At 64.3% G+C, this 14286-nt stretch carries 12 protein-coding genes; 7 read left to right on the top strand and 5 right to left on the bottom strand.

Features of this window, described 5'->3' with window-relative positions:
* Positions 1-68: 68 nt before the first annotated feature.
* On the top strand, positions 69-1391 hold the full coding sequence (locus tag RAD04_RS26705) for an ActS/PrrB/RegB family redox-sensitive histidine kinase (RefSeq protein WP_461626330.1): 1323 nt from the start codon (positions 69-71) through the stop codon (positions 1389-1391).
* A 103-nt stretch (positions 1392-1494) separates the two neighbouring features.
* The gene (locus RAD04_RS26700) at positions 1495-2049 is read left to right on the top strand and encodes an ActR/PrrA/RegA family redox response regulator transcription factor (protein ID WP_008141807.1); all 555 of its coding nucleotides are present in this window, start codon (positions 1495-1497) and stop codon (positions 2047-2049) included.
* Between the two features lie 253 nt (positions 2050-2302).
* On the opposite strand, the gene RAD04_RS26695 is transcribed toward RAD04_RS26700, so the two are convergent.
* Complete coding sequence (locus RAD04_RS26695; protein ID WP_461626329.1) at positions 2303-2794, bottom strand: MmcB family DNA repair protein; 492 nt, start codon at positions 2792-2794, stop codon at positions 2303-2305.
* A gap of 165 nt (positions 2795-2959) precedes the next feature.
* Between RAD04_RS26695 and RAD04_RS26690 the strand changes: the two genes are divergently transcribed.
* On the top strand, positions 2960-4660 hold the full coding sequence (locus tag RAD04_RS26690) for an alpha-amylase family protein (protein ID WP_461626170.1): 1701 nt from the start codon (positions 2960-2962) through the stop codon (positions 4658-4660).
* Positions 4661-4834: 174 nt separating this feature from the next.
* On the opposite strand, the gene RAD04_RS26685 is transcribed toward RAD04_RS26690, so the two are convergent.
* Entirely contained in the window at positions 4835-6433 is a 1599-nt protein-coding gene (locus tag RAD04_RS26685) for an alpha-amylase family glycosyl hydrolase (RefSeq protein WP_461626169.1), read from the bottom strand.
* A 184-nt stretch (positions 6434-6617) separates the two neighbouring features.
* On the opposite strand from RAD04_RS26685, the gene RAD04_RS26680 reads away from it, so the two are divergent.
* Positions 6618-7298 carry an MBL fold metallo-hydrolase gene (locus tag RAD04_RS26680; protein WP_461626168.1) on the top strand — a complete coding sequence of 227 codons (681 nt, stop codon included), beginning with the start codon at positions 6618-6620 and terminating at the stop codon, positions 7296-7298.
* Positions 7299-7302: 4 nt separating this feature from the next.
* Here RAD04_RS26680 and RAD04_RS26675 read toward each other — a convergent pair whose 3' ends face one another.
* Positions 7303-7671: a winged helix-turn-helix transcriptional regulator gene (locus tag RAD04_RS26675; RefSeq protein ID WP_461626167.1), complete on the bottom strand. Its 369-nt coding sequence runs from the start codon at positions 7669-7671 to the stop codon at positions 7303-7305.
* A gap of 142 nt (positions 7672-7813) precedes the next feature.
* Between RAD04_RS26675 and RAD04_RS26670 the strand changes: the two genes are divergently transcribed.
* A complete protein-coding gene (locus RAD04_RS26670; RefSeq protein ID WP_461626166.1) occupies positions 7814-8116 on the top strand; it encodes a hypothetical protein in 303 nt (100 codons plus the stop codon).
* A gap of 1 nt (position 8117) precedes the next feature.
* Here RAD04_RS26670 and RAD04_RS26665 read toward each other — a convergent pair whose 3' ends face one another.
* Together RAD04_RS26665 and RAD04_RS26660 are read right to left on the bottom strand one after the other, a co-directional pair.
* Complete coding sequence (locus RAD04_RS26665; protein WP_461626165.1) at positions 8118-9311, bottom strand: extracellular catalytic domain type 1 short-chain-length polyhydroxyalkanoate depolymerase; 1194 nt, start codon at positions 9309-9311, stop codon at positions 8118-8120.
* 146 nt (positions 9312-9457) lie between these two features.
* The gene (locus RAD04_RS26660) at positions 9458-10864 is read right to left on the bottom strand and encodes an MFS transporter (RefSeq protein ID WP_461626164.1); all 1407 of its coding nucleotides are present in this window, start codon (positions 10862-10864) and stop codon (positions 9458-9460) included.
* A gap of 375 nt (positions 10865-11239) precedes the next feature.
* Between RAD04_RS26660 and RAD04_RS26655 the strand changes: the two genes are divergently transcribed.
* Both RAD04_RS26655 and RAD04_RS26650 read left to right on the top strand, forming a co-directional pair.
* The gene (locus RAD04_RS26655) at positions 11240-12475 is read left to right on the top strand and encodes an LLM class flavin-dependent oxidoreductase (protein WP_461626163.1); all 1236 of its coding nucleotides are present in this window, start codon (positions 11240-11242) and stop codon (positions 12473-12475) included.
* Between the two features lie 147 nt (positions 12476-12622).
* Positions 12623-13999 carry a cytochrome P450 gene (locus RAD04_RS26650; protein WP_461626162.1) on the top strand — a complete coding sequence of 459 codons (1377 nt, stop codon included), beginning with the start codon at positions 12623-12625 and terminating at the stop codon, positions 13997-13999.
* Positions 14000-14286: the final 287 nt, after the last annotated feature.

Below are 14286 nucleotides of genomic sequence, written 5' to 3'. Positions count from 1 at the left end.
CAAGGCTTGTAATCCGGTGGTTCCGCGAGCCCAGCGTTTGTGATCTGGAAGGCATCCCATTGGCCGATATGACTGAAATTGCTGCTTCCGAGTTTCGCCACGCGCAGCGGCATATCCGCCTGGACACGATCCTGCGGCTGCGCTGGCTGGCGGTGCTGGGCCAGCTCGCCGCGATCTTCATCGTGGCGCAGGGGTTGGAATTCAACGTCGAGATCGTCCCCTGCGTCAGCATCATCGCCTTGTCGGCGGCACTCAATCTGGCGCTCCAGACCGCGGCCAATCCGATGCAGCGCCTGGAGCCGATGCAGGCGGCCGGACTGCTCGCGCTGAACATCGTGGAACTAGCCGGTCTGTTGTACTTCACCGGCGGACTGCAGAACCCGTTCTCGTTCCTATTCTTGGCGCCGGTGCTGATCTCGGCCACGGCGCTGCCGGCGCGCTTCACGTTCGGCCTCGGCGTGCTCGCGGTAGCCTGCGCCTCGGTGTTGTTCTTCTTCCATTTGCCGCTGCCCTGGGATTCCGATGATCCCCTGGTGCTGCCGCCGATCTACCTCGTCGGCGTCTGGCTCTCGATCGTGCTCGCGATCGGCGTCACCAGCCTCTATTCGTTCCAGGTGACCGAGGAGGCGCGCAAGCTTGCGGATGCGCTGGCCGCGACCGAGCTGGTGCTGACACGCGAGCAGCATCTGACCCAGCTCGACGGCCTCGCCGCTGCGGCCGCGCACGAGCTCGGCACGCCGCTCGCGACGATCTTCCTGATCTCGCGCGAGCTGGAAAAGACGGTGAAGGACGCCAGCTTTGCCGCCGACCTGAAGACGCTGCGCGAGCAGACCCAGCGCTGCCGCGACATATTGAGCAAGATCACCCAGCTCTCCTCCACCGGTGCGCCGTTCGACCGCATGAAGCTGTCGGAGCTGATCGAGGAGGTGGTCGCCCCACACCGCGATTTCGGTGTCGAGATCAAGGTGCGGATCGCGGTCGCCGCCGTGTCCGAGCCGGTCGGCTCGCGCAATCCGGCGATCCTCTACGGCGTCGGCAACATCGTCGAGAACGCGGTCGATTTCGCCCATACCACCGTCGAGGTGAACGCGTGGTGGAACAAGGACACGATCGAGCTTCTAATCTCCGACGACGGCCCCGGCATTCCGCCCGACATCCTGAACCGGATCGGCGAGCCTTATCTCTCGCGGCGCCGAAATACGGATGACGGCGGCGGCGAGCGACGCGGTCTCGGATTGGGCGTGTTCATCGCGCGCACCTTGCTGGAACGCACCGGCGCCAAGGTCTTGTTTACCAACCGGATCTTTCCGGAACACGGCGCGGTGGTGCAGATCACATGGCCGCGACAGCGTTTTGAGGCTATCGAGAGCCTCGAAGAAACAATAGGATAGGCCGCGACCTTGCGTCGCACAACAGGGCCGATCGACTATCGGCGGCCTTGGCACCGCCCGATTGCGAGGCCATATGTAGTCGCGTTGGAGAGAGGACAAAACCTTGAACGCCATCGCCGAACTGAACGAACAGACCGACCGCTCGCTGCTCATCGTGGAGGACGACAAGCCGTTCCTGGAGCGGTTGTCGCGCGCCATGGAAACGCGCGGCTTTGCGGTGACGTCATGCGACACCGTCTCGGATGGTCTTGCGCAGATCGGCAAGGCAGCGCCGGCATTCGCCGTGGTGGATTTGCGGCTCGGCGACGGCAACGGCCTCGACGTGGTCTCGGCGCTGAAGAAGAAGCGCCCGGATGCGCGTGCGATCGTGCTGACCGGCTACGGCAACATCGCCACCGCCGTCACCGCGGTGAAGATGGGCGCGATCGATTATCTCTCCAAGCCGGCGGATGCCGACGACGTCGTCGCGGCGCTGCTGTCGACCAGCGCGGAGAAATCCGAGCTGCCGACCAACCCGATGTCGGCCGACCGCGTCCGCTGGGAGCACATCCAGCGCATCTACGAGATGTGCAACCGCAACGTCTCGGAAACGGCACGGCGGCTCAACATGCACCGCAGAACCTTGCAGCGCATTTTGGCCAAGCGCGCGCCGCGTTGATAGTCTCGTAGGGTGGGCAAAGGCGCGACGCGCCGTGCCCACGTTTCTTTCCGAATTTCACCGATAAGTTTGGTGGGCACGCTTTCGCTTTGCCCACCCTACGGCAGCACGTGCCCCGGACGCAGCGCAGCGTCTCTTCGACGTTGCGCTGCAGAGCCGGGGCCCATGTTGCAGCGATTGCCGCAGCCTCCTGGGTCCCGGCTCTGCGCAGCAGCGTAAGAACGCTGCAGCGCGTCCGGGACACGAGACCGTCCTACTCCCAAAATTCCGCGTGCCCCTGCGGATCGACCAGGCGGTTGATGCGCAAGGCCGCCGCCATCCCAAACCGCACCGTCATCTGCTTGCGTGTCGGCGCCGGCAGCTTGTGCTCGGGCGCTTCGCAATGCAGGTACGCGCCATAGGCATCCGCGATGATCAGGCCAGTGCCTTCCGGAAAGATCTCGCACGGCAGATCTTGCGTGAAGGCGAAGAACAGCCGGTCGCAATGGGCGCGGTACTCGTGCCATTTCTGGTCGGCCCGCAGATCCTCCACCGACGATTTGATCTCGACGATCCAGATCTCGCCGCGCTCGTTCAGCGCCACGAGGTCGGCGCGCCGGCCCGAGGGCAGCGGCAATTCGCTGATACAGGTAAAGCCGAGCGAACTCAGCAGCCGCGCGGTGCCACGCGCGACCGCGAGCGCCGTTTCCGACTGGCGACGATCGGGCGGCGGCACCAGGGCGATGTTGCGGGCGGGATTGTCCATGGAGGGAAGATAGCCGATTCCGTTTGGGGCGGACACTCTCTCCATTCGTCATTCCGGGGCGCGCGGAGCGCGAGCTATGATGACAGCGAACGAACGGAACCTCCCCTCCCCCACGCACTTATCACGCAGCCGCCGCACCTCGGCGGAACCACCGAGGCTGCGCGAATGATCGACGATCTCTGGTACAAGAACGGCGTGATCTACTGCCTCTCCGTCGGCTCCTATATGGACGCCAACGGCGACGGCGTCGGCGACTTCAAGGGCCTGCTCCGCCGGCTCGACTATCTGCACGGCCTCGGCATCACCACGATCTGGCTGATGCCGTTCCAGACCTCACCGGGCCGCGACGACGGCTACGACATCGCCGATTATTACAGCGTCGATGCCCGCTACGGCACGCTCGGCGATTTCGTCGAGTTCGCCCATGGCTGCAAGCAGCGCGGCATCCGGATCATCATCGACCTCGTCGTCAACCACACCTCGGATCAGCATCACTGGTTCAAGGAGGCGCGGCGCGACAAGACCTCGCCATACCGCGACTGGTATGTGTGGTCCGACAAGAAGCCGGCCGGTGCCAACAAGGGCATGGTGTTTCCCGGCGTGCAGAAATCGACATGGACGCGCGACAAGGAAGCGGGCGCGTATTACTTCCACCGCTTCTACGATTTCCAGCCCGACCTCAACACGTCGAACCCGCATGTGCAGGCCGAGATCCTGAAGATCATGGGGTTCTGGATCCAGCTCGGCGTCTCCGGCTTCCGCATGGACGCCGTGCCCTTCGTGATCGCGACCAAGGGTGCGAAGGTGAAGAAGCCGGTCGAGCAGTACGACATGCTGCGCGCGTTCCGCGAATTCCTGCAATGGCGGCAGGGCGACGCCATCATCCTCGCCGAAGCCAACGTGCTGCCGAAGACGGACATGGAATATTTCGGCCGCGACGCCGACCGCATGCACATGATGTTCAACTTCCACGTCAACCAGCACCTGTTCTATGCGCTGGCCTCCGCAGATTCGCGGCCGCTGGCGAAAGCGTTGAAGGCAACCAAGCCGCGGCCGGCGACCGCGCAATGGGGCCTGTTCCTGCGCAATCACGACGAGCTCGATCTGGGACGGCTGACCAAGGCGCAGCGCGACACCGTGTTCAGGAATTTCGGCCCCGACAAGGATATGCAGCTGTACGACCGCGGCATCAGGCGGCGCCTCGCGCCGATGCTCGGCGGCGACCGCCGGCGGCTCGAGCTCGCCTACAGCTTGATGTGCACGCTGCCGGGAACGCCCGTGATCCGCTATGGCGACGAGATCGCGATGGGCGACGACCTCTCATTGCCGGAACGCAATTGCGCGCGCACGCCGATGCAATGGTCGACCGAACCGCATGGTGGCTTCACCAAGAGCAACAAGCCGGCCTGCCCGGTGATCGACAAGGGGCCTTACGGTTACCCGCACGTCAACGTCGCCAAGCAGCGGCGCGATCCCAACTCGATGCTGAACTGGACCGAGCGCATCGTCCGCATGCGCAAGGAAGTGCCTGAAATCGGCTGGGGCGACTTCGCGATCATTCCGGTGCGCGATCCCGCCGTGTTCATCATGCGCTACGACTGGCGCAACAATTCGGTGCTGTTCGTGCATAATCTCGACGAGAAGCCGCGCGAGATCGCGTTCTCGGTCGGGCTGCCGGACGAGGCCGGCGCGCACCTGATCAATCTGCTCGCGGAGGACCACAGCCACGCCGACAAGCGCGGCCAGCACCGAATCGTGCTGGAGCCGTATGGCTATCGCTGGTACCGCGTCGGCGGGCTGGATTATCTGCTGAAGCGGAGCGATATCGACGGGACTACGGTGAGAGGGAAGAAGCATCCGGGGTAAGAGCATCTACGCATCGCTATACTCCACCGCAGCCGTACCCTACGCTGTCGTCCCCGCGAAAGCGGGGACCCATAATCACAGGGAGAAGTGTGGGGCGCGCTGATCACTCCGAGTCTTCGCAAAACAACTCCCTGTGGTGATGGGTCCCGGATCTGCGCTGCGCTTGTCCGACAGCTAGGGCGGAGCGACGATTACCCCCTCATTGCCACGCAAATCCAGCACGCCTTCAATGCGCTCGTCCTCGCGATCCAGGAACGTCGACAGCAGTATGCTGCTGCCGAAACGTATCGCACTCGTCGTCACCGCGACCGGATCGGGGCCGAGATTGAGCGCCACGATCACCGTCTGCCCCTCGGCTTCGCGGCGATAGATCAGGAGATCGCCTTGCGCCGCGATCGGATGATAATCGCCCGCGACCAACGGCCGATTGCTCTTCCGCAGGGTGATCAGGCGTTTGTAGAGGCTGAGGATCGAGCGCGCATCGGCTTCGAGATTGACGACATTGTCGCGCACATAATGCAGCGGCAGCGGCAGCCACGGCCGCGCCGCCGAGAAGCCGGCGAATTCGGTCGCATCCCACTGCATCGGCGTGCGGCAGCCGTCGCGGCCGACGCCGATGCCGGGCACGTTCTTCTCGAAGGGATCGCGGATATCCTCCGGCGCGATGGCTACCTGATGCATGCCGATCTCGTCGCCGTAATAGAGCGTCGGCGTGCCGCGCAGCGTCAGCAGCAGCATGGCGGCGACGCGGGCCTGCTCCGGCCCGACGCGGCTTGCGACCCGCGGGCGGTCGTGATTGCCGAGCACCCAGTTCGGCCAAGCCCCGCGCGGCAGCGCCTTCTCGTAATCCTCGATGATCTTCTCGATCGAGCGTGCGCTCCAGAAGGTCAAGAGCAGCGCGAAATTGAACGGCATCTGCGCGCCGGTGAGGTCGTTGCCGTAATAGGCCATGAGACGGTGCAGCGGCAGATAGATCTCGCCGATCAGCACGCGGGCTTCGAATTCATCGGTGACGCGCCGCATCTCGGCGATCACGTCATGCACCTCCGGCTGGTCGGTGGAGTATTGCGTCATGATCCTTTCGTTCGGCTGCCGGCCCTCGACGTAATGCGGATTGGGCGGGTTGTCGCGGAATTCGGCATCCTTGATCAGGTGCCAGATCACGTCGACGCGAAAGCCGTCGACGCCCTTGTCGAGCCAGAACCGCATCACGTCGTAGATCGCGGCGCGGACGTCCGGATTGCGCCAGTTCAGGTCCGGCTGCTGGGCGAGGAAGGCGTGGTAATAATACTGCCCCGTGGTCTCGTCGAACTGCCACGCGCTGCCGCCGAACTCGGACAGCCAGTTGTTCGGCACCCCGCCGTCGGGTGCCGGATCGCGCCAGATGTACCAGTCGCGCTTGGGATTGTCGCGCGAGGCGCGGCTCTCGACGAACCAGGGATGCTGGTCCGAGGTGTGGTTCGGCACGAGGTCGAGGATCAGCTTCAGGCCGTTGTCGTGGGCGGCCGCGATCAGCGCATCGAAATCTTCCATCGTGCCGAACAGCGGCTCGATGCCGGTATAGTCGGAGATGTCGTAGCCGAAATCTTCCATCGGCGAGGGAAAGATCGGCGACAGCCAGATCGCATCGACGCCGAGCGATTTGACGTAAGGCAGCCGCCGCAGAATGCCGGCGAGATCGCCGACGCCGTCATTGTTCGAATCCTGAAAGGAGCGCGGGTAGACCTGATAGAAGATGCCGTCGCGCCACCAGTTGCTGTCGCTCTGAGCCATGCTGGAGAACCCATCCATAAATCTGCGCCTCGGGCGGAAGAACGCGACAGCAGCGCCCCGGTTCAAATTGGCGAGCCAATTGGGACGGCCGTGTGACGGCGGGCGTGATTGTTCCAGGCTCCACTCCAGGTCTTTGGCCGAATCTTTTGCTTGGCGGCATGGCAAAAATCGGCATTGTGGCGCCATGACCGAGCAAAATGACACCCAAGACTCTTCGCAATCCAAGGCCGGCGCGATCATCGTTCCCGTGACGCTGTTCGAGCAGAACTGCACCATCATCTGGGACGAGCCCAGCAAGAAGGCCGTGGTGATCGATCCCGGCGGCGACGTGCCGAAGATCCTGGACGCGATCAAGCAGACCGGCGTCACCGTGGAGAAGATCTGGCTGACCCACGGCCATATCGATCATGTCGGCGGTGCCGCCGATCTGCGCGATGCACTGAAGGTGCCGATCGAGGGGCCGCATGAAGCGGACAAGTTCCTGCTCGACAATGTGGTCGAAAGCGGCGCGCGCTTCGGCATGACCGGCGTGCGCAATTTCGCGCCGGACCGCTGGCTCGCCGAAGGCGATAGCGTGTCGATCGGCAGCTTGCAGTTCGATATTTTTCACTGCCCGGGCCACTCGCCCGGCAGCGTGGTGTTCTTCAACAAGGAGCTGCGCTTCGCCCATGTCGGCGACGTCCTGTTCGCCGGCTCGGTCGGGCGCACCGATTTGCCCGGTGGCAGTCACGCGACGCTGATCAACTCGATCCTGACGAAACTGCTGCCGCTCGGCGATGACGTCGGCTTCATCTGCGGCCATGGCGCCGGCTCCAGCATCGGCCAGGAACGGATGACCAATCCGTTCATCACCGGCGAGATGTGAGCTTTTATTCTGCCGCGTCCACAAGCGCCACCGTCTCACTGAGGTGACGATCCCCCCAGTCGCGGATCGCCGCGACGACGGGCACGAAGCTCTTGCCCTTGCGGGTCAGGCGATACTCGACCTTCGGCGGCACTTCGCCGAAATCCTTGCGGTCGATCAGGCCGCTCGCGGTCAGGGCCTTCAATTCGCGGCTGAGCACGCGCGGGGTGATCTCGGCGCTGCCCTCCGTGCCGCGCAAAAGGCCGCTGCGGATCTCGCCATAGCGGCGCGGGCCGTCCTTGAGGTCCCAGACGATGCGCAGCTTGTACTTGCCGCTGATCATCTTCTGAAACGCCGCGACCGGACAGGTGCGCGCCGGGTTCGCCTTCGCCATGTCGTCTCCTCCACGCGTTAGCCACGCCTCACGCGAGGATAGGAGCAACGTCGAAAAAGTCCATACTATCAATTTTGTCCATACTTGCAGGATCGCTTGCAAGCCGCAGATGATGACGCACACGACGAACAGGGAGCGTCACATGAAGCACTTCATGATCAGATATGAATTCAGGAACGGCACGACGGACGCCTGGCACGAAGAGGTCGGCCGCTTCATCAAGGCGATCGACGGCGATCCCGAGCTGGCGGGCCGGATCGGCTATCGCGTCTTGAAGAATCGCGACGACGGCAGCTATTTCCATCTCGCCAGCGTCGCTGACGATGCCGCGCAAAAAGCGCTGCAATCGCGCGACTTCTTCAAAGCCTATCAGGAGATGACGCGGAAGGTCGCTGGCGGCGAGGTGACGGTGACGCCGATCGAGTGGATCGGTCAGACGGCCTGAACTACTTCATCAATCCCGCGGCGGTCAGTGCGCGCGTGATGATCTGGCCGAGATCGAAGCTGCGAGCCTCCTCGCGCGTCGGCTCGGCCGGCTGTTCGGCGACCGCCGTGCGGATCGAGCGGGCGAGATGCGGCGCGGGCGTCAGTGCCGGCTGCGCTACAGGCTTGCTTGTAGACTTGCTTGTAGGCTTGGCCTCCGCCTTTGCGGCATCTGCAATCCAGCCGGTGAGGCCGAAGAACTTTGCGATGTGATAGGACGAGGAAATGCCGGCCTCGATCAGGAATGCGCCTTCGACGCCATAGCGCTGGTCGTTGTCGGCCAGCCCAAGCGGCGTGCCGTGCGCCATGTCGGTGATGGCGTAGGACTCGACCAGCGTCTCGCCGTCCTTGCCCCACCAGGCCTGGCGCGGATAGCCGTCGACATTGGTCTCCGCCATCGGCGCCTCCGGCAGATCGTGCAGATCGAGCCACTGCTTGACGATCTCGTTGGCATTGCCGGGATTGACGGTGCGGTCGGCGCTGCCATGCCACACCGAGACCTTCGGCCAGGGGCCGCGGTAATCCGAGGCATTGCGCACGAGATCGCCGAGCTCGCTTGCGGGACGCACCGGGGAATGAAACATGCCGTCTAGTGCCTCGCGCAAATTCGAGGCGATACCGTAAGGCAATCCGGCGATGACCGCGCCGGCCGCGAAGACTTCCGGATAGGTCGCGAGCATCACCGACGTCATGCCGCCGCCGGCAGACAGGCCGGTGATGAAGACGCGCCTGGGATCGATGCGATGCGCCTCGGCCATGTGCGCGATCATCTCGCGGATCGAATGCGCCTCGCCACTGTCCCGCGCCGTATCTTCCGGGTTGAACCAGTTGAAGCAGGTGTTGCCGTTGTTGATCCGCTGCTGCTCGGGCATCAGCAGCGCGAAGCCATAGTGCTTGGCGAGCGTCGACCAGCCCGCGCCGAGATCGTAGCCCGCTGCCGTCTGCCCGCAGCCATGCAGCACGACAACCAGCGCGCGCGGCTTCTGCAACTGCGCCGGCACGAACGTGAACATGCGCAGGGCCCCCGGGTTGTCGCCGAAGCCGGTGACCTCTTGCAATGGACTGGACGCATCCGCGCTGCGGCCGAGTTCGGCAAAGCGCAGACCGTCCAGCCTCGGCAGACGTCTCAACAGATCAACATTTTTGGCTAACGACACGGCAATTTCCTGGTGGGCGGCTTTCAACGTTCAGCCAAACCAGATAGTTGCTGCATTGCAAAATAAAAAGACCGTGCGCCGTCCATCCACGAAAATCACGGGAAATCTCGCCGAAATCCGCACGAATTAACCGCAATGCCTCGACTTCACGCAGATGCGCGACGCATCCACGACAGAAATGCGGCACAGATCATGATTAATGTCACAAACAGCGCAAGCGAGACCAGAAATCCTGCGCGCGCTGATTGCAGGGCATTGACCGCGAAGAACACCGCGCCGATTGCGGCCACTCCGGCCGCATTTCCGATCTGCGCCGTCGTGCCGTAGATGCCGGACGCAGAGCCTGCGGCGACAGGCTTGACGGTCGAGAGCACCGCGCCGGAGAGCGGCGCCATCACCAATCCCTGACCGTAGCCGAAGATGATCATGACGAACGCGAGCAGAAGCGGCGATGGTGCATCGTTAAAGGCTGCAACAAGCGCGAGCGCGGCGAGGCCTGCGATCTGCAGCGCGCAGCCGTCGATCAACACCTTGGTGCCGCGATGACGCGCCCGCGCGCCGCTGTGGCGCGAGGCCACGACGAAAGCGAGCGCAAGCGGGACGAAGGCCATGCCGGCTGAGAGCGGCGGGATCTTCAGGCCGCGCTGCATGAACAGCGTCATGACGAGGTAGAAGGAAAGATTGGCAAGGAAGAAGAAGAAGGCGGCGCCAAGCCCGCGCAGGAAAGCGGCATCCGCCAGCAGCGTGAGGTCGATCAAAGGCATGCCGCCGGCACGAGCGACTGCGTGCTCGAGCTTCAGGAACGCTACGAGGACGACGCCACCGACCGCCATCACGGCCCACAGCCAGGGTGCCCAGCCGACATCGTGACCAAACAGCAGCGGGCCGATCAGGCAGAGCAATCCCGCGAACAGGACCAAGCTGCCCTTGATGTCGAGCCTCGTCCCTGATCGCCGCGGCACCGACGGCATGATGCGCCAGGCGGCAGCTGTAATGACGAGGCCGCAGGGCACGTTGACGAAGAACACCGAACGCCAGCCGGTGCCAGCAAGGTCGATCGTCACCAGCAGACCGCCGAGCAGGAAGCCCGCGGCGCCGGCCAGTCCGAGCACGATGCCGTAGATCGCGAAGGCTCGGCTGCGCGTCTCGTCCGTAAAGAGCAGATGCAGCGTCGCCAGCACCTGGGGCACCATCAGCGCCGCGGTCGCGCCCTGCGCCAGCCGGGCGATGATCAGCTCCACCCCGGACTGCGCGAGCCCGCACCACAGCGAGGTCGCCGTGAAGCCGAGCACGCCGGCCAGGAAGATAGTCTTGGTGCCGTGGATATCGCCGAGCCGGCCACCGGTGACGACAAGCGTGGCATAAGCGATCAGGTAGATCGCGATCACGGATTCGATCTGCGCGGGGGATGCCTTCAGCTCGACCGCAATGGTGGGAATGGCGACGTTCACGATGAAGGCATCGACGCCGAACATGAACTGGGCGGCCACCACGATGGCCAGCACCCACCAGCGGCGGGTCGAATCAATCTGTTGTGTGACGATCTGATGCATCGGCGCGCGGCCCTGGATTATCGTGCCGATGATTTCAGATCTCGCGCGGTGTCACGATTACCTCAGAGGTAGGATTCGCGTGCTTCGTTCGAGGCGCGGCTGTTTCGCCTCTCCCCGTTTGCGAGGGGAGGCCGGAATTCAAACGCCGTTTGAATTCCGGGTGAGGGGGAGTTGCCGCGGGTCGCACTGCCACCGAATTTGCTGAAGCAGCCCCTCACCCCAACCCTCTCCCCGTAAGAACGGGGAGAGGGAGGAGGAGCAACTCAGCGCATGCCTGCATTCCGCCGCGCGGGACACCGCGCGATTGCGTTCGCGGCCTCCGGCACGTAGCTTCGCCGTCTCAACAAATAGAAAATCAAAGCCGGAGAGAACGCCATGGCGCGCCTGAAGTTCGGAGCCTTCCTTGCCCCGCATCACCCGATCGGGGAGCATCCGATGCTCCAATTCCGGCGCGATCTCGACCTGGTCGAGCAGCTCGACGCGCTCGGCTACGACGAGTTCTGGTGCGGCGAGCATCATTCCTCGGGCTGGGAGATGATCGCCTCGCCCGAGATGTTCCTGGCTGCGGCCGGCGAGCGCACCAAGCGGATCAAGCTCGGCACCGGCGTGGTGTCGCTGCCCTATCACCATCCCTACAACGTTGCCCAGCGCATGGTGCAGCTCGACCACATGACCGGCGGCCGCGCCATCTTCGGCTCCGGTCCGGGCGCGCTCGCTTCCGACGCACACACGCTCGGCATCGACCCGATGACGCAGCGCGACCGCCAGGACGAGGCCATCGGCGTCATCCGCCGGCTCTTCAACGGTGAGCGCGTCACCGCCAGGAGCGACTGGTTCACCATGAACGACGCCGCGCTGCAGATCCTGCCGCTGCAGGAGGAAATGCCGTTCGTCGTGGCCTCGCAGATCTCGCCCTCCGGCATGACGCTGGCCGGCAAATACGGCATCGGCATCATCTCGCTGGGCTCGATGACGACGCAGGGGCTGATGTCGCTGCAGCAGCAATGGCAGTTCGCCGAGGACGCCGCGAAGAAGCACGGCACGAAGGTCGACCGTGCCGACTGGCGCGTGCTGCTGACCTTCCACATCGCCGAGACCCGCGAGCAGGCGCGCAAGGAAGCCGGCGCCGGGCTGATGCGCTGGCACAACGAATATAATGTCGGCACGCTGCAGCGGCCGGGCCTGACCGCGTTCTCCTCGCCCGACGAGGCCGTGGACAAGACCGCCTTCGTCGAGGGCGCGGCGTCCACCATCGGCACGCCCGACGATCTCGTCAAAACCATCAAGAACGTGATGCAGGTCTCCGGCGGCGTCGGCGCCATCATCGGCTTCGTGCACGACTGGGCCAATCCGGAAGCCACGCGCCGCAGCTGGGACATGGTGGCGCGCTACGTCGTGCCCGAGATCAACGGCTATATCGACGGCCTGCGCAGGTCGCAAAAATTCGTGATCGAGAACCGCGCCATCTTCGAACGCGCGGGCCAGGCCGTGATGGCCAAGATCATGGAGAACGAAAAGGCCGCCGAGGCGCTGAAGATGACCGGCCCCGGCCGCGTCGCCATCCCCGCCGTCAACGCCCCGGATCTGCAGAAGGAAGCGGCGAAGCGGTAGGACTGCTCAGCCCGTCGACCCGGGGCGCGTGTGGTGCGACCCCGGGACGACGGCGGTGAGTGTGACGATTTTGTGCGCAAGACGACCGCAGCTCATCGCGGCCAGATCGTGCTATGTTCGCGGAGCCTGCCAACCGGAGCAATCGTCATGTCGATGCAGAATGTTGCCGCACCGGCGCCCGACTTCACCGCGCCCAAACGCAACGCGCTGACGCACATTCCCGGCGACGAGGGATGGCCGATCATCGGCAAGACCTTCCAGGTGCTGGCCGATCCCAAGGGCCATATCGAGGCGAACGGCGCCAAATACGGCCCGGTCTACCGCACCCATGTGTTCGGCGAGACCAATGTCGTGCTGCTCGGGCCCGAGGCCAACGAGCTGGTGATGTTCGACCAGCAAAAGCTGTTCTCCTCGACCCACGGCTGGAACAAGGTGCTCGGCCTGTTGTTTCCGCGCGGATTGATGCTGCTGGATTTCGACGAGCACCGGCTGCACCGCAAGGCGCTGTCGGTCGCGTTCAAGTCCGGGCCGATGAAATCCTATCTCGCTGATCTCGACCGCGGCATCTCCGCGCGAGTCGCGCAGTGGAAGGCCAAGCCCGGCGAGATGCAGCTCTACCCCGCGATGAAGCAGCTCACGCTGGATCTCGCTGCGGCGTCCTTCCTCGGCGCCGATATCGGGCCGGAGGTCGACGAGATCAACCGCGCCTTCGTCGACATGGTCGCCGCCGCGGTCGCCCCGATCCGCCGTCCCCTGCCCGGCACCCAGATGGCCGCCGGCGTCAGGGGGCGCAAACGCATCGTCGCCTATTTCCGCGAACAGATCCCGCTTCGCCGCGGCAATCATGGCGGCGATGACCTGTTCTCGCAACTGTGCCGCGCCACCCATGAGGATGGCGCGCTGCTGTCCGAGCAGGACATCATCGACCACATGAGCTTCCTGATGATGGCGGCGCACGACACGCTGACATCGTCGCTGACCTCCTTCATCGGCGAGCTTGCCGCCAATCCGGACTGGCAGGACAGGCTGCGCGCGGAAGTCCTCGCGCTCGGGCTCGCGCCGGGCGCGCCGAGCAGCTTCGACGATCTCGAAAAGATGCCGCTGTCCGAGATGGCGTTCAAGGAAGCGCTGCGGATCAAGCCGCCGGTGCCTTCGATGCCGCGCCGCGCCATGCGCGACTTCACCTTCAAGGGTTTTACGATTCCCGCCGGCACCGCGGTCGGCGTCAATCCGCTCTATACCCATCACATGAAGGACATCTGGCCGGAGCCGGATCGTTTCGATCCCTTGCGCTTCACCGAGGAGGCGCAGCGCAATCGCCACCGCTTCGCCTGGGTCCCGTTCGGCGGCGGCGCCCATATGTGCCTCGGCCTGCACTTCGCCTACATGCAGGCAAAATGCTTCGCGCGGCACTTCCTGCAGAACATCGAGGTGTCGCTGGAGCCCGGCTACAAGCCGGACTGGCAGATGTGGCCGATCCCGAAGCCGCGGGACGGGTTGCGGGTGAGAGTGCGGGCGGTGTGATTTCTCGTGTCCCGGACGCGCAAAGCGCGAGCCGGGACCCAGAATGCTGCGATCAAGTCGGTGGAGATGGCCCCGGGCTCTGCAGCGCACCGCTGAAGGAGCGTTGCGCTGCGTCCGGGGCACGATATCTCGTAGGGTGGGCAAAGCGAAGTGTGCCCACCGCGCCTCTCCAAGCTCGGACATCGATGGTGGGCACGGCGCGCGAAGAGCGCGCCTTTGCCCACCCTCATATGGGGATTTGTGAGTCAAGGCCTGTCGACTGGCTTGAGTGAGGTTGGTCGGGTGAG

The sequence above is a fragment of the Bradyrhizobium sp. 25ACV genome, from assembly GCF_054863005.1.
The sequence above is the reverse complement of the archived record's forward strand: the minus strand, read 5'-3'. Positions and strand labels throughout refer to the sequence as shown.

What these genes read in the sequence shown, in the direction of transcription:
- RAD04_RS26705 (WP_461626330.1), top strand. Translation starts at nt 69, where the DNA reads ATGACTGAAATTGCTGCTTCCGAGTTTCGCCACGCGCAGCGGCATATC.
- RAD04_RS26695 (WP_461626329.1), bottom strand. Translation starts at nt 2,794, where the DNA reads ATGGACAATCCCGCCCGCAACATCGCCCTGGTGCCGCCGCCCGATCGT.
- RAD04_RS26690 (WP_461626170.1), top strand. Translation starts at nt 2,960, where the DNA reads ATGATCGACGATCTCTGGTACAAGAACGGCGTGATCTACTGCCTCTCC.
- RAD04_RS26685 (WP_461626169.1), bottom strand. Translation starts at nt 6,433, where the DNA reads ATGGCTCAGAGCGACAGCAACTGGTGGCGCGACGGCATCTTCTATCAG.
- RAD04_RS26680 (WP_461626168.1), top strand. Translation starts at nt 6,618, where the DNA reads ATGACCGAGCAAAATGACACCCAAGACTCTTCGCAATCCAAGGCCGGC.
- RAD04_RS26675 (WP_461626167.1), bottom strand. Translation starts at nt 7,671, where the DNA reads ATGGCGAAGGCGAACCCGGCGCGCACCTGTCCGGTCGCGGCGTTTCAG.
- RAD04_RS26670 (WP_461626166.1), top strand. Translation starts at nt 7,814, where the DNA reads ATGAAGCACTTCATGATCAGATATGAATTCAGGAACGGCACGACGGAC.
- RAD04_RS26660 (WP_461626164.1), bottom strand. Translation starts at nt 10,864, where the DNA reads ATGCATCAGATCGTCACACAACAGATTGATTCGACCCGCCGCTGGTGG.
- RAD04_RS26655 (WP_461626163.1), top strand. Translation starts at nt 11,240, where the DNA reads ATGGCGCGCCTGAAGTTCGGAGCCTTCCTTGCCCCGCATCACCCGATC.
- RAD04_RS26650 (WP_461626162.1), top strand. Translation starts at nt 12,623, where the DNA reads ATGTCGATGCAGAATGTTGCCGCACCGGCGCCCGACTTCACCGCGCCC.